This is a genomic window from Micromonospora sp. U56 (assembly GCF_018070095.1).
GTDB classification, from domain to species: Bacteria; Actinomycetota; Actinomycetes; order Mycobacteriales; family Micromonosporaceae; genus Micromonospora; species Micromonospora purpureochromogenes.
In genome coordinates this window covers 40,114-59,868 of the sequence record NZ_JAGPYL010000029.1, presented here as the reverse complement: position 1 = coordinate 59,868, position 19,755 = coordinate 40,114, and the positions used below count along the sequence as shown (strand labels likewise).

General features: G+C 72.8%; 15 protein-coding genes and 1 tRNA gene. 4 read left to right on the top strand and 12 right to left on the bottom strand.

Annotated features, from left to right (window positions below; translation table 11 throughout):
* The first annotated feature begins 170 nt into the window (after positions 1-170).
* The gene (locus KBX37_RS13130; protein ID WP_210776171.1) at positions 171-809 is read left to right on the top strand and encodes a site-specific integrase; all 639 of its coding nucleotides are present in this window, start codon (positions 171-173) and stop codon (positions 807-809) included.
* 99 nt (positions 810-908) lie between these two features.
* On the opposite strand, the gene KBX37_RS13125 is transcribed toward KBX37_RS13130, so the two are convergent.
* A tRNA-Thr gene (locus KBX37_RS13125) sits at positions 909-982 on the bottom strand.
* Between the two features lie 131 nt (positions 983-1,113).
* Here KBX37_RS13125 and KBX37_RS13120 point away from each other — a divergent pair.
* Positions 1,114-2,892, top strand: a complete 1,779-nt coding sequence (locus KBX37_RS13120; protein WP_210776170.1) for a metallophosphoesterase — start codon at positions 1,114-1,116, stop codon at positions 2,890-2,892.
* A 57-nt stretch (positions 2,893-2,949) separates the two neighbouring features.
* Here the strand turns inward: KBX37_RS13120 and KBX37_RS13115 are convergent, their stop codons facing one another.
* The 6 genes from KBX37_RS13115 to tmk form a co-directional block, all read right to left on the bottom strand.
* A complete protein-coding gene (locus KBX37_RS13115; protein WP_210776169.1) occupies positions 2,950-3,789 on the bottom strand; it encodes a regulatory iron-sulfur-containing complex subunit RicT in 840 nt (279 codons plus the stop codon).
* A gap of 260 nt (positions 3,790-4,049) precedes the next feature.
* A complete protein-coding gene (locus KBX37_RS13110; protein WP_210776168.1) occupies positions 4,050-4,715 on the bottom strand; it encodes a hypothetical protein in 666 nt (221 codons plus the stop codon).
* A complete protein-coding gene (locus KBX37_RS13105; RefSeq protein WP_210776167.1) occupies positions 4,715-5,020 on the bottom strand; it encodes a hypothetical protein in 306 nt (101 codons plus the stop codon). Before KBX37_RS13105 ends, KBX37_RS13110 begins: the two co-directional genes overlap by 1 nt.
* Before the next feature lies 1 nt (position 5,021).
* Positions 5,022-5,348, bottom strand: a complete 327-nt coding sequence (locus KBX37_RS13100; protein ID WP_210776166.1) for a YbaB/EbfC family nucleoid-associated protein — start codon at positions 5,346-5,348, stop codon at positions 5,022-5,024.
* 274 nt (positions 5,349-5,622) lie between these two features.
* Positions 5,623-6,864 (bottom strand): DNA polymerase III subunit delta', encoded by a 1,242-nt coding sequence (locus KBX37_RS13095; RefSeq protein WP_210776165.1) that lies wholly within the window; start codon positions 6,862-6,864, stop codon positions 5,623-5,625.
* Positions 6,864-8,963, bottom strand: a complete 2,100-nt coding sequence (gene tmk, locus KBX37_RS13090) for a dTMP kinase (RefSeq protein WP_210776179.1) — start codon at positions 8,961-8,963, stop codon at positions 6,864-6,866. The genes KBX37_RS13095 and tmk overlap by 1 nt, the downstream gene beginning before the upstream one ends.
* Positions 8,964-9,239: 276 nt before the next feature.
* Between tmk and KBX37_RS13085 the strand changes: the two genes are divergently transcribed.
* The gene (locus tag KBX37_RS13085; protein ID WP_210776164.1) at positions 9,240-10,448 is read left to right on the top strand and encodes an alanine racemase; all 1,209 of its coding nucleotides are present in this window, start codon (positions 9,240-9,242) and stop codon (positions 10,446-10,448) included.
* A gap of 23 nt (positions 10,449-10,471) precedes the next feature.
* On the opposite strand, the gene KBX37_RS13080 is transcribed toward KBX37_RS13085, so the two are convergent.
* Entirely contained in the window at positions 10,472-11,044 is a 573-nt protein-coding gene (locus KBX37_RS13080) for a TetR family transcriptional regulator (protein WP_088959222.1), read from the bottom strand.
* 227 nt (positions 11,045-11,271) lie between these two features.
* Between KBX37_RS13080 and KBX37_RS13075 the strand changes: the two genes are divergently transcribed.
* Entirely contained in the window at positions 11,272-12,576 is a 1,305-nt protein-coding gene (locus KBX37_RS13075; RefSeq protein ID WP_210776163.1) for a D-arabinono-1,4-lactone oxidase, read from the top strand.
* 33 nt (positions 12,577-12,609) lie between these two features.
* On the opposite strand, the gene topA is transcribed toward KBX37_RS13075, so the two are convergent.
* The 4 genes from topA to KBX37_RS13055 form a co-directional block, all read right to left on the bottom strand.
* A complete protein-coding gene (gene topA / locus KBX37_RS13070) occupies positions 12,610-15,435 on the bottom strand; it encodes a type I DNA topoisomerase (RefSeq protein WP_210776162.1) in 2,826 nt (941 codons plus the stop codon).
* Between the two features lie 429 nt (positions 15,436-15,864).
* Positions 15,865-16,482 (bottom strand): hypothetical protein, encoded by a 618-nt coding sequence (locus KBX37_RS13065; RefSeq protein ID WP_210776161.1) that lies wholly within the window; start codon positions 16,480-16,482, stop codon positions 15,865-15,867.
* A complete protein-coding gene (locus KBX37_RS13060; RefSeq protein ID WP_210776160.1) occupies positions 16,473-17,015 on the bottom strand; it encodes a hypothetical protein in 543 nt (180 codons plus the stop codon). The genes KBX37_RS13065 and KBX37_RS13060 overlap by 10 nt, the downstream gene beginning before the upstream one ends.
* 114 nt (positions 17,016-17,129) lie before the next feature.
* Positions 17,130-19,481 (bottom strand): sodium-translocating pyrophosphatase, encoded by a 2,352-nt coding sequence (locus tag KBX37_RS13055; RefSeq protein ID WP_210776159.1) that lies wholly within the window; start codon positions 19,479-19,481, stop codon positions 17,130-17,132.
* Between the last annotated feature and the right edge of the window lie 274 nt (positions 19,482-19,755).

Below are 19,755 nucleotides of genomic sequence, written 5' to 3'. Positions count from 1 at the left end.
CTGCGCCCGCTGCACCAGCCGATGCTCGACCGTACGCGACTTGGCAAGAGACTCCAGCAGTTCCCGCTGACCGGGTTCGAGCACCAGTGGCGCTGCAGCACGTGTCACGTCCACAGCTTACTCAAACGGCTAGCTATTTGCGAGACAGAACACTAGTGGAGCCGCCCTCGTTGCCGCACGTTGAAGTGCGGCCCTACTCACTCGCTGAGGCGCGGCGGTTCCTCAAGGCCGTCGACGGCTTGCGGCTGGAGGCACGGTGGCTCATCGGAATCGCGCTCGGGCTTCGTCAAGGTGAGGTTCTGGGCTTGCGGTGGGATGACGTCGACCTGACCGCCGGCACGCTTCGGGTGCGGAGGCAGCTGCAACGTGATCCCGAGACGGGCAGCCTGGCCTTCGTCGAGACGAAGACTGCCCGATCCCGTCGAACTCTGCCGCTGCCACCCACGGTGTTGGCGGCCCTGCGCCGTCATCACGAACGCCAGACGGCGGAACGGCTCAACGCGAACAGCTGGGCCGACACGGGCTTGGTCTTCGCGACCAGCGTCGGCACCCCGATCCACCCGCGCAACGACTACCGCTCGTTCCGAGAGATCATCCGGCAAGCCGGCCTCCGTCAGGTCCGGCTGCACGACCTACGCCACACGGCGGCGAGCGTTCTCCTCGCCCAGGGCGTACCCGCCCGCGTGGTCATGGAAATCCTCGGCCACTCGCAGATCAGCGTGACGCTCAACATCTACGCGCATGTCGCCCCAAAGATCGCGCGAGAAGCCGCGACGCGGATGGAGGGGGCGCTGTGGTCGAGTGAGTGACACCTTGGCTGCTCGTTTGGCTGCTCGCCTCTTCGACAGCATAGAAAAGGCCCAGGTCGTGATCGGCAAATCATGCCGGTGACCTGGGCCTTCCTACCGAGCCGCCTGACGGAATCGAACCGTCGACCTACGCATTACGAGTGCGTCGCTCTAGCCGACTGAGCTAAGGCGGCAACGATCGTCAAGTGTACGGCACGGCCCGCCCACCGGCCGAGGGGGTTCCCCACCCGGGAACCCGGACATCGGACGCGATCAGTCGTTCGCCGGACAGCGGTAGCGGCCCGTCGGCGCTACGCTCCGGCGGGTGACCGACGATCACCCCACGTCCGGGTCCGACGTTCCCGCCGAGCACGCCCCCGGCGAGCGGGCGGCCCGCCGGCCGCTCAGCCTCGACCCGGTGGAGCTGGGCTTTACCCCGCGTAAGCCGGTGCCCTGGCTGGCGCCGTTCCTGCTGATCAGCACCGGCATCCGAACGCTGCTGGCGATGCTGTTCGGGGCGTACCTGGACAAGCGGGAGCTGCAGAACGCGCTGGATTCGAAGATCGCGCGGCAGGTCGGGCCGGACGGCGGGCTATGGCTGGACTACGTGGCCGACCTGGGCGACGGCTTCAACGCCACCTACTCGGTGGCGTACCTGCTCGCGCAGCGGGAGCTGGAGGTGGACGGGCACCGGCTGCCCCGCGCCCAGACCCTGGTGATGGGGGGCGACCAGGTCTACCCGTCGGCCGCGTACGAGGCGTACGAGGACCGGTGCAAGGGGCCGTACCAGGCCGCGCTGCCGGTGGCGCCGCCCGAGCGGCCGACGCTCTTCGCCGTGCCCGGCAACCACGACTGGTACGACGGCCTGACCGCCTTCCTGCGCCTGTTCGTCCGCTCCCGGGACCGGCACTTCGGCGGCTGGGGCACCGGGCAGTCCCGCTCGTACTTCGCGGTGGAGCTGCCGGCCGACTGGTGGCTGCTCGGCCTCGACGACCAGTCCGGGTCGTACCTGGACGACCCGCAGCTGGCCTACTTCGACGAGGTGGCCCGCCGGATGGGCCCGCAGAGCATGGTCATCCTGACGGCGCCGGCACCGACGTGGGTCAAGTCCGTCGACCACCCCACCGCGTACGACTCGATCGACTACTTCATCCGGACGATCCTCGCACCCACCGGCGCGCACGTGCAGCTGCTCATCTCCGGCGACCTGCACCACTACGCCCGGTACGCCGGCCCGGAGCGGCAGCTCATCACCTGCGGGGGCGGCGGGGCGTACCTGTACCCGACGCACAAGCTCCCGGAGCGGATCGAGGTGCCGCCGAAGGACACCCTGTCCCGCCGGGCCAGCGCCACCCGCCCGTACGACCTGGTCGCCCGCTACCCGGACGCGGCCCGTTCCCGGCGGTACGGCTGGGGGATCTTCCCCCGGCTGCCGTTCCGCAACCCGGGCTTCACCACCCTGCTCGGGGCCCTGCACACGCTGCTCATGCTGGCCATGGCCGGGGTGACGGCGAACCTGACGGGCAGCACCGAGCAGCGACTGTTCAGCGTCCCGTTGGTGATCATGCTGGGGGTGACGCTGCTCGGGGCGGCCCTCTTCGCCAAGCCACCGAGCGCCGGCGGGAAACGGCACGTCCGGCACTGGATCCTCGGGGTGAGCCACGGGCTTGCACAGGTGGGGCTCGCCGCCGCCGGCACTTGGGCCTGGCTTGCCCTGCCCTTCTACGACTGGCCCTGGCCGCTGCCGGCGGCCGCCGCGGCGGTCGTCTACGGCCCGGTGATCGGTCTGGTGTCCAGCCAGGTGGTGGCGGCGTACCTGCTGGTGGCGGGGGCGTTCGGAGTGAACGTCAACGAGCTCTTCGCCGGCCAGGGCATCGAGGACTCCAAGTCGTTCCTGCGAATGCGGATCGACCCGGACGGCTCGCTGACCATCTACCCGATCGCCGTCGACCGGGTGTCCCGGGACTGGCAGTTGAACCCCGACCAGTCCCCCACCGCCTCCTGGCTCACCCCGAAGACCACCCTCACCTACCGCCTGGCCGAACCCCCGGTCACCCTCGACGGACCCTCAACCCGCGTTGATCATGAAGTTGGCCGCGGTTGAAGAGATCGACTTCGCCTTCATGGTCAACGGAGCCGGAGAGGGAGGGGGGAGAGGCGGTCAGGTGGAGTAGTGCTGGTCGTGGGCCTGGCGGGGGGCGCAGACCGAGGCGCGGGAGCAGGAGCAGCGGGAGCCGTCGGCGTCCAGCCGTACCGTGACCGCGTCCCGGGGGACGCTGTGCCCGACCACCTTGCCGTCGCCCTCGGGCGTGGAAACCCGGGTGCCGACCGGCGGGGCGGACTCCTGGAACCGCTGGTAGAGCGGGTGCTCATACTTCAGGCAGCACATCAGCCGGCCGCAGGCGCCGGAGATCCGCAGCGGGTTGAGCGGCAGGTCCTGGTCCTTCGCCATCCGGATGGTCACCGGCTCGAAGTCGTTGAGGAAGGTGGCGCAGCACAGGTCGCGACCGCAGGACCCGATGCCGCCCTGCACCCGCGCCGAGTCCCGGGCGGAGAGCTGGCGCAGCTCGACCCGGCAGCGCAGGGTCGCGCCCAGGTCGCGGACCAGGGAGCGGAAGTCCACCCGGTGCGGGGCGGTGAAGTAGACGGTGGTCCGGTCGCCGCCGGCGTCGCCCTCGCCCAGGACGTGGTCCACGGCGACGACCTTCATCGGCAGCCCGTGCTCCCGGATCAGCCGCTTGGCGGCCACCTTCGCCTCGGCCTTGCGCCGGCGCAGCAGCTCGTCGCGGCGCAGGTCCTCCTCCTGGGCCAGCCCGGCCAGCTTCGGGAAGCCGTCGGTCTCCTCCGTCACCCACTGCGCCGCCCAGACGCACTCGGCCACCTCGGGCCCGTCGTCGGTCGGGACCAGCACCCGGTCGCCGACCTGCGGCCGCAGCTCACCCGGGTCGAGGTAGTAGAGGCGCCCGTACCGGTTGAAACTGACCGCGCAGAGCATGCCCATGCGGTCCACCCTACGACGGACGACCGGCGCCGGCCCGGCCACCCGTCGCCACGTGGTTACCCCGTGCAGTCATCCACGATCGTCGACTCGTTTCCTTGCACCTCGCCCGGACGGCTGAATCGGGCCCCGGGGCGGGACAAACGCCGGGGTGGAGGCGTTGAGTGGAGGCAGACCTGCGGGGGGTGCAGGGAATGGCCACGGCGCTGCCGCCGGGCCCCGGTCCAGGCCGGGCGCCGCGCGCGGCGCCGTGGACCACCCGGTCAGCGGCCCACCCGGGTGGTGCTGTCGTAGCGGACCGGGCCGCCGGCCGACGCCCGCCAGGTCGACTCGGCCAGGCTCGGCGACCACTGGCGCAGCAGCGTCTCCGCCCCGTCGTACGCCACCCCGAGCACCGCGAGCACCCTGGTGGCGATCTCGGCCGCCGCGCCGGCGCCGCTGGCGGAGTCGCCGCCCGGCGCGGTCGCGGCGAGGACGCGTACCGCCTCGGTGGAGCCGAGCACCTCGGCGAGGACCCGGGCCACCGCCAGCCGGCTGCCCTCCACCCAGTGGGCGAGCGCGTCGGCGTACCCGGCAGTCGACTCGATCCGCCCGACCAGGCTCTCCGGCCCCTCGTCGAGGTGGCGCAGCAGCGCCGAGCGGGCCTCGTCGTACGCGGCGGCGGCCGGGCCGGACCACAGTCCCGGATCGGTGAGGGCGGCGCACGCGTCGTCGTACCCCCGGACCAGCCGGCGCACGGCGTGCCCGGCGGTCGTCAGCGGCGCCGGGTGCAGGTCGAGGAAGGCGCGCAGCGCGTCGCCGGGCAGCACCTGCATCCGGCGCAGCAGCGGCCAGAGCCGGTGGCCCTCGGGAGCGCCGGCGGCGAGCAGGTGGTCGACCCGGCGCAGCAGTTCCAGGCCGGGCTCGGCGAGCCGGTCCAGGGCGTCCATCAGCGGTCCCCGAACAGCCGCCGGCCGGCGGTGTCGTCGGTGCCGGCGTAGCGGTCGGCGGCGCTGCGGACGGCGGCGGCCGCGGCGGCGAGCCGGGCGGCGGCCGCCCCCGCCTCGCGGGCCCGGTCGCCGGTGGCGGCGGTCCACTGCCAGTGCAGCGCCCGGCCGACCTCGCCGGGGCGGCCCGGGGCGTCCGCGCCGAACGCCGGGTGGGCGGGGTCGGTGGCGGTCACCGTGCGGGCGAGCACGGCCAGCGTGTCGCTCGCCTCTTCCAGGCGGGCGGCGAGGGCGCGCAGCGCGTCCATCTCAGGCTCCCGCCAGCGGCCGGTACGCCGCGAAGGTCTCGTTGTGCAGCTTCTCCCGGGCCCACTGTGCGGCGTCCGCCGCGGCGGTGACGGCGGCCTGCACCGAGCCGGCGACGTCGCGCGGGTGGCGGGAGTGCAGCGGGCCGAGGAAGCGGACGTCGGTGATCCGGCCGCCGGCCGTCACCACCACCTCGACCAGCCCGTCCGGCGACCGGACGGTGACCTCGACGGTGTTGATCGCCTGGTCGAACTCGGCCTGGAGGGATTCGATCCGGCGGTAACGCCGCACCGCCTCCTCGATCCACGCCTCGTCGATCTCGCGCGGCATCGGTTCTCCCCCCGGCCGACCATCACCCTGCGTGCCCTCACCGTCACCACGGCACACCGGACCGTACCGCACGCCCGCGACACCTGTCGATGCCTGTGGACAGCGGAAACCAGGCCGCGTTTCACAAGGGCGGTCGAGCCGAGGCGGAGCCCAGGCGGCGGTCCGGCAAGGCGCGGCTTCGGCCGGATACCGGTGTTGTATCCGGCCGAAGCCGCAACGCCGCCGGCCGTCGTCTGGGCCCGCCGCAGGCCGGCCAGTCCTTGTGAAACGCGGCCTAGCCCTTCCAGAGGGTGAGCATCATCGCCTCGACCGCGATCCGGGGCTTGACGTTCGCCTCGATCGCCGCCCGGCACTCCAGCACGGCCTCCAACCGCCGCAGCGCGCCCTCGGCGTCCCACTTCTGCGCGCCCGCCTCGGCCATCGCGGCGGTGTCGGTGTGCACCGGGGCCACCGGGGCGCGCAGCGCCATGGTGAGCGCATCCCGGTAGAAGGCGGCCAGGTCGACCAGGGCCCGATCCAGCGCGTCCCGCTGGGCGCGGGTGGCCCGGGACTTCTGCCGCTTCTCCAGGTCCTTGAGCTGCCCGGCGGCGCCGCGCATGGCCCCGGCCGCGCCCCGCCCGGTGCCGCCCGCGCCGAGCGCGGTCTGCAACGCCGCCCGCTCGGCCGCGTCGGCCTCGGCCACGGACGCCTCGGCCTCCGCCTCGGCCGCCTCGATCAGGGCCGACGCCGCGTCGAGCGCGGCACCGACGCCGGTCAGCCGGCGGGGCACCGCCAGCACCGCGTCCCGGCGCTGCCGCGCCTCGGGGTCGCGGGCCAGCCGCCGGGCCCGCCCGACGTGCCCCTGCGCGGCAGCCGCCGCCCACTGCGCCACGTCGGGCGCGATGCCGTCCCGGCGCACCAGCACCTCGGCCACCGCGGCGGCCGGCGGCTGCCGCAGCGGTACGACCCGGCAGCGCGACCGGATGGTCACCGACACGTCGTCCGGGTGGGTGGACGGGGCGCAGAGCAGGAAGACGGTCCGCGGCGGCGGCTCCTCGATCGCTTTGAGCAGGGCGTTGCCGGCGGCCTCGGTGAGCCGGTCGGCGTCCTCGATGATCACGATCTGCCAGCGTCCGCCGGACGGCGTGCTGGCCGCCCGGAGCACCAGCGCGCGCATCTCGCCGACCCCGATGGAGAGCCCCTCGGGCACCACCAGGCGCACGTCGGCGTGGGTGCCGGTCATCGTGGTGTGGCAGCCGGGACACTCCCCGCAGCCGGTGCCGTACGCGCACTGCAGCGCGGCGGCGAAGGCGCGCGCGGCCACCGACCGGCCGGAGCCGGGCGGGCCGGTGAAGATCCAGGCGTGGGTCATCCCCGCACCCGGGTCGACCCCCGGCTCTCCCTCGACCTCGGCCTGTCCCGATCCGACGGCGGCCGGGTGGGCGGCGCGCAGCACGGCGGCGGCCGCCGCGGCGGCGTGGCGCAGGGTGGCGACCGCCTCGTCCTGACCGACCAGGTCGGCGAAGACGTCCGGCATCAGGTCCGGTGCTCCATCGTCACCAGCTCCGCGTCGGATAACTCGGGCTGCACCGAGGTGTCCGGCCCGTGGGCGGGGCGCGGGTGCACGATGGCGGCCGGGTCCACCAGGAACTCCTCGACCCGGCGGGCGACCAGGGCGGCGATCTCCTCGGCCGGCCGGGCGGCGTCCAGCACCAGGTAGCGCTTCGGGTCGTTGGCGGCGAGGTCGAGGAAGGCGTACCGGACCCGCTCGTGGAAGGCGAGCGACTCGGCCTCCAGCCGGTCGGTGCCCTGGTTGCGGGACTCCACCCGGGACAGGCCGGTGCGCGGGTCGACGTCGAGCAGCACCACCAGGTCGGGCTTGAGCCCCCCGGTGGCCCACGAGGAGAGCCAGGAGACCTCCTCGACCGGCAGGGTACGGCCGGCGCCCTGGTAGGCCAGGGAGGAGTCGACGTAGCGGTCGCTGATCACCACCGCGCCCCGGACCAGCGCCGGGCGGACCACGGTGGCGACGTGGTGCGCCCGGTCGGCGGCGTAGAGCAGCGCCTCGGCGCGTGGCGAGGGTGCCTCGGCGCCGGCGTTGTCGAGCACCAGCGACCGGATCCGCTGGCCCACCCCGGTGGCGCCCGGCTCGCGGGTGACCACCACGTCCCGGCCCTGCCCGCGCAGTCGCTCGGCGAGCGTGTCGAGCTGGGTGGACTTGCCGGCGCCCTCGCCGCCCTCGAAGACCACGAAGAGGCCGGAGGAGACGAACGGCTCGGCGGGCATCAGCGGGCGACCCCGGATCGAGCCCCAGAGGTCGGCGAGGACCGGCACGCCCTTCTTGTCGTCCATCTGCCCGAACGCGCTGATCCCGGCGAAGATGCCGGCGGCACCGGCCGCGAGCAGCAGCAGCCGGGTGGAGGAGACGGAGACGCCGAGGTCGGCGATGGTGAGCTTGCGGGAGCCGCCGACGCCGACCAGGAGGCTGCTCAGCGCGATGGCCAGGATCAGCACCAGCCGGGTGCCGATCTGCACCACCGCGAAGACCCGGCCGCGTACCTCGTCGGCGACCTCGCCGCCGAGCAGCGTGGTGCCGGCGAGGAAGGCCATCCCGGCCCCGGCGCCGACCAGGATCGCGCCGAGCATGGCCATCGACAGGTGGATGGCGAAGGCGAGCACCAGCACGGACGCGCTGGCCAGCACGATGCTCATGCCGAACCAGCGGCGGCGGGACATGTCCCGGACGATCATCGGGCCGAGCCCGATGCCGAGGGCCAGGCCGATGAAGATCGCTCCGAAGAGCATGTAGAAGGCGGCGTCGCCGGCGCCGAGCGAGGCGGCGAAGAACTTGGCCGTGCCGATCACGATGCCGCCGCCGGCGAACGCGCCGAAGATGCCCAGCACCAGGCCGCGTACCAGCGGGGTCTGCTTGATGAACTTCCAGCCCTCGGTGAACTGGCGCATCATGCTCTGCTCGGTGCGCTCCCGCTCGCCGGCCTGCGCCTGGCTGATCTCCTTGATGCCGAACGCCACCACCAGCGCGGTGGCCAGCCGGGAGATGGAGTTGAACCAGAGGGCGAGCTGGGCGGGCTCGGCCCAGCCCGGCATCTCGCCACCGGTCGCCGCGCGGACGCTGCGGTCGAGCACCGCCAGGGCGATCGCGGCGGCCACCGGGGTCAGCCCGTACGTGGTGATCAGCGTGAGCTGGTTGGCGCTCTCCAGCCGGGCGCGCGGGATCAGGTTGGGGACCGCGGCCTCCTTGGCCGGGATCCAGAGCAGGGTGACGGTCTCGATCAGGAAGGTGGCGACCGCCGCCCAGCTGACCACCACGGCACCGCTGGCCCCGGTGAGGGCGAGCAGCGGGATCGAGGCGAAGAGCACGAAGCGCAGCAGGTCGCAGATGACCATCGTCCAGCGCCGGTCGAAGCGGTCGGCGAGCACGCCGGCCACCGGCCCGAGAATCAGCGCCGGCAGCAGCCGGACCGCGATCAGCGTGCCGAAGGCGGCACCCTTGGCGGTGCTGCCGGAGACCTGGGCGGCGGCGAAGACGGAGGTGGCGAGCAGGCCGAGCCAGTCGCCGAAGGAGGCCGCGCCGAGCACGATCCAGAGCCGACGGAACGGCCGGATGCGCAGCACCGAACGGATCGCGGCGGCGCCGGACCGGTCGGCCTGGGCTGCCCCGGGCGTCGACACGCCGGGCGACTCGCCGTTCTTCTGGCTTTCGATGGCCGTACCTCCACGTGCCGGCCCAACGCTGGGCAGTCCCGGTGCAACACTCTAGTCCCGGTGGGGGGCCTCCCCACCGGCGACATTCTCCTGCTCGCCGAGCGTAGGCCGCCAGGACCAGCGACCGCAGCCCGGCGGTACATGAGGGTATTTCGCATTACTATCCCGGACAGTTAGCGTGCACCCGTGGCCATCGACAGCGACACCCTGCGCGAGCGCCTCGACTCGGCGACCGCCCACCTCGACCCGCCGTACGCCGTGGTCGACCTCACGGCCTTCAACGCCAACGCCGCCGCGCTGGCCGACCGGGCGGGCGGCAAGCCCGTCCGCGCCGCCAGCAAGTCGATCCGCTCCCGGGAGCTGACCGCCCGGGTGCTGGGCCGACCGGGCTGGGCCGGCGTGATGGCGTTCACCCTGTCCGAGGCGATCTGGCTGGTCCGCTCCGGGGTGACCGACGACGCGCTGGTCGCGTATCCGACAGCGGAGCGGGCGGCGCTCGCCGAACTGGCCGCCGACCCGGCGCTCGCCGCGGCGGTCACCCTGATGATCGACGGCACCGAGCAGCTCGACCTGGTCGACGCGGTCCGCGCCCCCGGCTGGCGGCCGGAGCTGCGGGTCTGCCTCGAACTGGACGCCTCCTGGCGACCGCTGGGCGGGCGGGTGCACATCGGGGTGCGCCGCTCACCGGTGCACAGCGCCCGGGCCGCCGGCGCGCTCGCCGCCGCCGTCGCCGCCCGGCCGGGCTTCCGGCTGGTCGGGCTGATGGCGTACGAGGCGCAGATCGCCGGTCTCGGCGACGCGCCGCCGGGGCGGGCCGTCATGGGCGCCGCGATCCGGCTGGCGCAGCGCGGGTCGTACCGGGAACTGCTGGCCCGCCGGGGCGCGGCGGTCGCGGCGGTACGCGAACACGCCGACCTGGAGTTCGTCAATGGCGGCGGCACCGGCAGCGTCGCCGCCACCAGCGCCGATCCCGCGGTCACCGAGGTCACCGCGGGATCGGGCCTGTACGGGCCGACGCTGTTCGACGCCTACCGCGCCTGGCGGCCGACCCCAGCGGCGTTCTTCGCCTGCGCCGTGGTCCGCCGACCGACGCCGCAGCTGGCGACGGTGCTCGGCGGCGGCTGGATCGCCTCCGGCCCGGCCGAGCGGAGCCGGCTGCCCCGGCCCTGGCTACCGGCCGGGCTGACCCTGGTCGGCACCGAGGGAGCCGGTGAGGTGCAGACCCCGCTGGCCGGCGCCGCGGCGGCCGGGCTGCGGGTCGGCGACCGGGTGTGGTTCCGGCACGCCAAGGCGGGCGAGCTCTGCGAGCACGTCAACGAGTTGCACCTGGTCTCCGGTGACGAGGTGGTCGCCACCGTGCCCACCTACCGCGGCGAGGGGCACGCCTTCCTCTGACCGGGGCCGCCCGGCCGGGGCCGTCAGCCGGGTTGGACGGCCTCGGTGGCGTCCACGTGGCGGTGCAGGTACTCGCGGATCAGCGCCTTGGCCTCGGCGAGGACCCGCTCGTCGCCCTCGGGCTTGCGGCGGAACGCCAGCTTGATCAGGGCGTCCGCGGCCTCGACGGCGATCTCCAGGCAGAACCGCAGCCGCGGTTCGTCGGTCATGCCGAACCGCTCGGTCAGCACCCGGGCCAACTGGTCGGCGATCACGCCGTTGTTGTCCCGCTGCTCATCGAGCAGGTGCAGGTCGACCACGTCGCCGAAGTGCAGGGTACGGAACCCCGGGACCGTCCGGTGCATCGTGATGTACTCGTCGATCCCCGCGTCGACACCGTCCCACCAGTGGGTCAGGTCGTCCGAGGCGAACCGCTCGTCGAGCCGCTGCAGGTAGGACTCCATCGTGCGCAGGGTCAGCGCCTGCACGATCGCCCGCTTGTCCGGAAAGAACTGGTAGACCGACCCGATCGCCACCTCGGCACGTTCGGCGAGCAGCGTGGTGGTCAGTCCCTCGTACCCCACTTCGTCGACGAGTTCGGCACAGGCGTCCAACATCCGCTGGACCCGCGCGACACTTCGACCCTGCACCGGAACGCGGCGCAGCGGCCCGGTCGTGGCGGCTGGTGTGGACACTCGGCGCCACCCCCCTTCGACGGAAGAAACTATCTGGTTGTCACGAGTCCGTGACTACCGGTACAACGAGCGGACCTCGATTGCGGTATTTACCAGGAACAACGTTCCTGATATGAAGTCAGTTCATATTCATGTCGAGGAGCGCGCCGATGGCCGGTACCGCCACCGCATGGTCCAACTGGGCCGGCAACCAGCACAGCACCGCCACCGCCATCCTGCGCCCCGCCACGCTGGACGCCGTCACCGAGGCCGTCCGGGACGCCGCCGCCGCAGGTGTTCGCATCCGGGTGGTCGGCAGCGGCCACTCGTTCACCCCGATCGCCGTGGCCGACGGCCGGCGGATCGAGTTGACCAGCCTGGCGACCGACGTCCGGGTCGACCGGGACCGACGCCTGGTCACCGTGCCCGCCGGGATGAGCCTGCACACGCTCAACGCACTGCTCGCCCGGCACGGGCTCGCGCTGCCCAACCTCGGCGACATCGACGCCCAGACCGTCGCCGGCGCGATCTCCACCGGCACCCACGGCACCGGAGCAGGATACGGCTGCCTGTCCACCTTCGTCACGGCGCTGACCCTGGTCACCGGCACCGGCGAGGTGCTGCGCTGCTCCGCCGACGAGCAGCCGGACGTCTTCGCCGCCGCCCGGGTCGGGCTGGGCGCGCTGGGCGTGCTGGTCGAGGTGACCCTGCGCTGCGTCGACGCCTTCGTGCTGCGCGCCCACGAGCGCCCGGCGCCGCTGGACTCGGTGCTCGCCGAACTGCCGACACTGATCGACGCGCACGACCACGTCGAGTTCTACTGGTTCCCGTACACCGCACGGGTGCAGGTCAAGACCAACGACCGGGTGCCCGCCGACGACCGGCCGCTGCCCCGGTGGCGCGGCTGGCTCGACGACGACCTCCTCGCCAACACCGTCTTCGCCGGGGCCTGCCGGCTGGGCCGCGCCGTGCCGGCGCTGGCCCCGACCATCAGCGCGGTCTCCGCCCGGGCGCTCACCGAACGCACCTACACCGGCCGCTCCGACACGGTCTTCTGCACCCCGCGCCGGGTCCGCTTCGTGGAGATGGAGTACGCCCTGCCGCGCGCCGCCCTGCCGACCGCGCTCGACGCGCTCCGGCGGATCGTCGACGGGCTGCCGTTCAAGGTGCTCTTCCCGGTCGAGGTGCGGTTCACCGCCGCCGACGACATCTGGCTGTCGCACGGCTACGGCCGGGAGTCCGCGTACGTGGCGATCCACCAGTACGTCGGCATGCCGTACGAGCCGTACTTCCGGGCCTTTGAGCAGGTGGCGACCGACCTCGGGGGCCGGCCGCACTGGGGCAAGCTGCACTACCGGGACGCGGCGTCGCTCGCCACGGCGTACCCGCGCTTCGCCGACTTCCTGGCGGTCCGCGACCGGCTGGACCCGGACCGGCTCTTCACCAACCCGCACCTGGACCGGATCCTCGGCTGAGTGCTCCCCGGGCGCCGAGGCGCCCGGGGTCCGTCACTCGGCGGAGCTGGCCGCCTTCTTCGGGGCGGCCTTCTTCGCCGGGGCCTTCTTGGCCGCCGTCGCCTTGGCGGTGGTGGTCTTCTTGGCCGCGGTCGACTTGGCCGCGGCGGTCTTCTTCGCCGCCGTCGCCTTCTTCGCCGGGGCCTTCTTGGCGGCCGCCTTCTTCTTCGGCGCCGGACCCTTCGCCCGCTTCTCGGCCAGCATCTCGGAGGCCTGCTCGATGGTCAGCTCCTCCGGGGTCTGGCCCCGGCGCAGCGACGCGTTGAACTCCCCGTCGGTCACGTACGGCCCGAACCGGCCGTCCTTGATGACCAGCGGCATCTCGGTCAGCGGGTCGACGCCCATCTCCCGCAGCGGCGGCGCGGCGGCACGCCGCTGGCGGGCCTTCGGGGCGGCCAGCAGCGCCAGCGCCTCGTCCAGCGTGACGGTGAACATCTTGTCTTCCGAGTCCAGCGAACGGAACTCGTCACCGCGCTTGACGTACGGGCCGTAGCGGCCGTTGTTGGCGAAGACCTCGACCCCGTCGGGAGCCACGCCGAGCAGCCGGGGCAGGCTGAGCAGCTTCAACGCCTCGTCGAGGGTGAGCGAGTCCGGGGTCTGCGAGCGCAGCAGCGAGGACTTCCGCTCGCCGCTGGCCACGTACGGGCCGAACCGGCCGGACTTGAGCAGGATCGGCTCGCCGGTGGCCGGGTCGTCGCCGAGCTTGCGCTCGCCCCCGCCGCCGAGGAACAGCTCGTGCACCTTCTCCGGGGTCAGCTCGTCGGGCGCCAGCCCCTCGGGGATCGGTGCCCGGTCGCCCGGGGCGCCGCCCTCCTCGCCCTCCGCCTTCGGCGCGGGCTGCTCGCCCGGCACCGCCCGCTGCAGGTACGGCCCGAACCGGCCGACCCGGACGACGACCTCGCGGCCCTCGTCGTCGGTGAAGAGCGGGATCGAGTTGACGCTGCGCGCGTCGATCTCCGTGATGTTCTCGGTGACCAGCTTCTTCAGCCCGCCGGCGTGGGCGATGGCCTGGTCGCCGGTGCCGTTGGCGCTGCCGAAGTAGAAGGAGGTGAGGAAGTCGACCGCGGCGTGTTCACCGCCGGCGATCTCGTCCAGCTCGTTCTCCATGCTGGCGGTGAAGTCGTAGTCGATCAGGCGCGGGTAGTGCCGCTCCAGCAGCCCGATCACCGCGAACGCCAGGAAGGACGGGATCATCGCCTGGCCGCGCTTGGAGACGTACCCGCGGTCCTGGATGGTCTGCATGATCGACGCGTACGTCGACGGGCGGCCGATGCCCAGCTCTTCCAGCGCCTTGACCAGCGACGCCTCGGTGTAGCGCGACGGCGGCTGGGTGTGGTGGCCCTGCGCGGCCAGCTCGTCGGCGGTCAGCGGCTGGTCCTTGACCAGGGTGGGCAGCCGGCGCTCGGCGTCCTCGGCCTCGGCGTTCTCGTCGTCGCTCGACTCGACGTACGCCCGCAGGAAGCCCGGGTCGGTGATGGTCTTGCCGGTCGCGCCGAAGTCGGCCTCCTCCTGAGCGGAGGAGACGGCGCGGATGCGCACCGAGACGCTGGAGCCCACCGCGTCGGTCATCTGCGAGGCGATGGTGCGCCGCCAGATCAGCTCGTAGAGCTTGAACTCCTCGGCCGACAGCTCCTTGGCCACCTCGCCCGGGGTGCGGAAGTTGTCCCCCGCCGGGCGGATCGCCTCGTGCGCCTCCTGCGCGTTCTTCACCTTGCCGGTGTAGCGGCGCGGCTCCGGCGGCACGCTGCGCTCGCCGTACAGCTCGACGATCTGCCGGCGGGCCGCCGCGATGGCGGTCTCCGACAGGTTCACCGAGTCGGTACGCATGTAGGTGATGTAGCCGTTCTCGTAGAGGCGCTGCGCGGTGCGCATCGTCTGCTGCGACGAGAGGCGCAGCTTGCGGGCCGCCTCCTGCTGCAGCGTGGAGGTGATGAACGGCGCGTACGGGCGGCGGCGGTAGGGCTTCTCCTCGACCCGGGTGACGGTGAACGGCCGCCCGTCGAGGCGGGCCGCCAGGCCCCGGGCGCCGCCCTCGTCCAGGTGCACGACGCCGGCGCCGGCCCGGACCCGACCGGTGGTGGGCTCGAAGTCCTTGCCGGTGGCGATCCGGTCGCCGTTCAGCGCGACCAGGGTGGCGTTGAAGGTGCGCGGACCCTCGCCGGCGTTCACCACGGCCAGGGTGGCCAGGATGTCCCAGTACTCGGCGGTGCGGAAGGCCATCCGCTGGCGCTCCCGCTCGACCACGATCCGGGTCGCCACGGACTGCACCCGGCCCGCCGAGAGCTTCGGCATGACCTTCTTCCACAGCACCGGCGAGACCTCGTAGCCGTACAGCCGGTCGAGGATGCGGCGCGCCTCCTGGGCGTCGACCAGGTCGCGGTCGATCTCGCGGGGGTTCGCCACCGCCGCCTGGATCGCCGGCTTGGTGATCTCGTGGAAGACCATCCGCTTGACCGGCACCTTGGGCTTGAGCGTCTCGACCAGGTGCCAGGCGATCGCCTCGCCCTCGCGGTCCTCGTCCGTCGCCAGGAAGATCTCGTCAACCTCCTTGGCCAGCTTCACCAGCTTGCTGATCTGCTGCTTGCGGTCGGCGGAGACGACGTAGAGGGCCTGGAAGCCGTTGTCGACGTCCACCCCGAGCCGGGCCCACGCCTCGCCCTTGTACTTGGCGGGCACGTCGGCGGCGTTGCGCGGGAGGTCCCGGACGTGGCCGAAGCTGGCCTCCACGACGTATCCCGGGCCGAGGTAGCCCGAGATCGTCTTGGCCTTCGCCGGTGACTCGACGATGACCAGACGGGTGGTTCCAGCGTTGCTCGGCACGTCTCTCCCCGACCTCACTCCTGCTCCATGCCCGATTCGGGCCCTGTTGCACCCCACCGGACCACCGGCGGTCCGGATGTCCAACGTAACGCGCCGCCGGGGTTTCGGGTTTCGCGGGCGGCAAACAGCCTCCGCGCGGCGGGCGCCACGGCGCCGCGCGGGCTTCACGGGCCGGACGGCGCCACCGTACACCGTGGGTAGGGCCGGAAGCGGGCCACTGTGACGATGGCGGACCCTCGGCCGAGGGTCACCGAGCCGTTTTACCGGCCGAGACGCCGCCCGGCTGTCCCCGATCGGACACCTTGTCGCCGCGCCCGCCCGACCCGGCGTGATCGACTCCGTTACGGCGGGACGGCGGTGTCCCGGTGGCCCTGATGCCGCCATCTCGCCGGCCTGGGCTCGATCTTGCACACGTGCCTGAGCCGGCGGTCAGGTCGGGGTCGGCCAGGCCTCCGGCGGGGCGGCCGACGGCCGCTCGCCGACCAGCTCGGCCAGCCGGGTCAGCCGCCGACGGCCGGCGATCCGGAAGGCCGGCGCACCGTCGTCGGGCTCCGACACCGCCGTCGGCAGGCCCACGGCGGCGAGCGCCGCCCGCACCGTCGGCCACCACTCCTGGTCAGCCGGGCCGAGCCCGAGCAGGAACCCCGCGGGGTCGGACCGGCCGGCGGCGGCCAGCCAGAGCCGCAGCCGCCGACCGTTGAGATGGAAATGCGCGGGCGGGCGCTTGCGGTCCGCGTCGGTCAGCCAGGCCGTCGCCAGCGGCGCGAGGGTCCGCGCGTACGAGGTGCGCACGCCGTAGCGCTGGTCCTCGGTCGCCTCCCAGCTCGCGGCCAGCCCCCGCAACCCCAGCTCGGCGACGAGCACGTGCACCCGCCAGGCGGCGTCGACCACGACCGACAGTCGGGCGGTACGCCCCATCCGGCCCACCTCGCCGGGGCCGGCGAGCAGGCCGGCCAGATCGGCGACGGATGGGTCCGCCGCCTCGGTGCCGAACAGCGAGAGCTGGCGCACCGGTTCGGGGGGTGAGTCGGGAGGGGTCAGCGACACTCCGGAACCTCGGCGAAGGCCTGTTTGAGCTCTTGATCGTTGAGCCGGCTGGTGTCCAGCGCGCTCGCGTCGTAATCCCTGGTGAGCGTCTCGACCGTGGCCTTGACGCCGTCGTAGAAGGTGGTGGCCTCGCCGGTGCCGAGCCCGTCGATGGTGTCGCGGGCCCGGCCGTACGCGTCCCGGACCTTCTCCAGGGTGGTCTGGAACCCCTTGGAGATCTCCTCGCCGTGCTCGGTCTCCGGCACACCGGCGTCGGCGACCCTGCGCCGGGCGGTCTCGCTGGCGTCCGCCGCACCGGCGAAGAGCCGGACCAGGTTCTCCTTGGCCTGCGCCGGGGTGGTCTGCGCGGTCATCTGCTGGTCGGTGCTGCTGGTCAGCTTGCTGATCTCGGCCCGCCAGGGGGTGAGCGCCTCGCAGACCGAGGCGGCCCAGGCCCGCGGGGTGGGCCCACCGCCGCAGGCGGCGACGGCGAGCACGAGCGTGGCCAGGACCACCGTGAGCTTTCCGGCGGCTGCCGCCCGGCACGTACGCATGCGTTGCAGCGTACGGCCTCCGCGCCGATGCGCCACCGCTCAGGTTTGCCACCCTCCGGGCGTGGCGGACGGGTTCCCGGCCGGCGGTCGGCCGACCGGGAACCCACCGTCGCCTCAGGCGTTGACCGTCTCCGCCCGCTCCGGGCTGCCCGCGCCGGAGCCGCCGTCGGAGGAGTCCATCGCCACGCCCTTGCGCTTGCTGAACACCACCGCGGCCACCACGATCAGGGTCGCGACCAGCGCGATCGTCACCCGCAACGGGGTGTTGCGGTCGTCGCCGACGCTCCAGGCCACCACGGCCGGCGCGATCAGCAGCGAGACCAGGTTCATCACCTTGATCAGCGGGTTGATCGCCGGGCCGGCGGTGTCCTTGAACGGGTCACCGACGGTGTCGCCGATGACCGTCGCGGCGTGCGAATCGGAGCCCTTGCCGCCGTACGCGCCGTCCTCGACCAGCTTCTTGGCGTTGTCCCAGGCGCCACCGGAGTTGGCCAGGAAGACCGCCATCAGCGTGCCGGCACCGATCGCCCCGGCCAGGTACGACGCCAGCGCGCCGGGCCCGAGGCCGAAGCCGACCGCGATCGGCGCGAGGATGGCGAGCAGGCCCGGGGTCATCAGCTCACGCTGCGCGTCCCGGGTGCAGATGTCGACGACCTTGCCGTACTCCGGGCGCTGGGTGCGGTCCATGATGCCGGGCATCTCGCGGAACTGGCGGCGTACCTCCATCACCACGGCACCGGCCGAGCGGGAGACCGCGTTGATGGCCAGACCGGAGAAGAGGAAGACCACCGCCGCGCCGATGATCAGGCCGACCAGGTTGCGCGGGTTGGCCACGTTCAGCGCGTTGAGGATCTCGGTGCCGACGTCGCCGACCCCGGCCGTGGCGTACGAGCTGCGCAGGCTGTCGGTGTACGAGCCGAAGAGCGCGGTCGCGGCGAGCACCGCGGTGGCGATCGCGATGCCCTTGGTGATGGCCTTGGTGGTGTTGCCGACCGCGTCGAGTTCGGTGAGCGTCCGGGCGCCGTGCTCGTCGATGTCGCCGGACATCTCCGCGATGCCCTGTGCGTTGTCGGAGATCGGGCCGAAGGTGTCCATGGCGACGATCACGCCGACGGTGGTGAGCAGGCCGGTGCCGGCCAGCGCCACCGCGAAGAGCGAGAGCGTGATGGAGCTGCCGCCCAGCAGGAACGCGCCGAAGACGCCGGCGCCGATCAGCAGCGCCGAGTAGACCGCTGACTCCAGGCCGATGCTGATGCCGGCGAGGATGACGGTGGCCGCACCGGTCTGCGAGCTCTTGCCGATGTCCTGCACCGGGCGCCGGTTGGTCTCGGTGAAGTAGCCGGTGAGCGCCTGGATCGCGGCGGCCAGCACGATGCCGATGACGACCGCGCCGATGGCGACGAGTCGCGGGTTCTGGTCGACGTCGGTGAGCCCGCCCTCCAGCTCGGCGAAGGTGGCCGGCAGGTAGGCGTAGGCGGCGATCGCCACCAGCACCGCGGAGAGGACCGCGGAGAGGTAGAAGGCCCGGTTGATCGCGGTCAGCGCGTTGCGGTCCGCGGAACGCAGCCGGGTGATGAAGACGCCGATGATCGCGACGAGGACGCCGATGGTGGAGATGATCAGCGGGAAGACCAGGCCGTCCTCGCCGAACGCGGCGCGGCCGAGGATCAGGGCCGCGACCAGGGTCACCGCGTACGACTCGAACAGGTCGGCGGCCATGCCGGCGCAGTCGCCGACGTTGTCGCCGACGTTGTCGGCGATGGTGGCCGCGTTGCGCGGGTCGTCCTCGGGGATGCCCTGCTCGACCTTGCCGACCAGGTCGGCGCCGACGTCGGCGGCCTTGGTGAAGATGCCGCCGCCGACCCGCATGAACATGGCCAGCAGGGCGGCGCCGAAGCCGAAGCCCTCCAGCACCGTCGGCGCGTCCCCCTTGAAGAGCAGGACGACCATCGCGGCGCCGAAGAGGCCGAGCCCGACGGTGAGGAAGCCGACCACGCCGCCGGTGCGGAAGGCGATCTTCATGGCGGCCTCGCGCCCGCCCTGCGCCTCGCGGGCCGCCGCGGCGACCCGCAGGTTGGCGCGGGTGGCCAGCCACATGCCGGCGCCACCGATGGACGCGCTGAACAGGGCCCCGACCACGAAGAACGCGGACCGGCCGAGCTTCACCGCCAGCTCGCTGCCGTCGGTGTCGTGCACCGGGAGCAGGAAGAGGAGCACGACGGCGACGACGACGAAGATCGCCAGCGTCCTGAACTGCCGGAGCAGGTAGGCGGAGGCGCCCTCCTGTACCGCTCCGGAGATCTCCTGCATGTTGGTGGTGCCCTTACCGGCTGCCAGCACGGCCTTGGTCAAGGCGGCGGCGAAGACGAGTGCCACCAGCGCGATCACCGCGGCGATGACGACGTACGTCAGGTTTCCTCCGGAAAGGGACAGCGCGCCGCCTTCGGCGGCCAAGGTCCCGGACATCTATGTCCTCCTGTACCGAACACTGTCGCGCCGGCCAGCGGACGCACTGACCCGACGCCTGGATGCGGTTGCGCAAGCGCACCAACCCACCCCACCGGACCAGCGATGAACGCACATACCCGCTGGTTGCGGGAAGGAGCACTTGCTGACAACCCCGGTACTGTAGCGCCGCCGAGTGTTGGAGGTCACAACCGGGGGACACCCTGTCCGGATGATCTTTGTAACTGTGTTATGAGGAAAAATCTGATATAGGAGCCCATCAGCACGTCGAGGC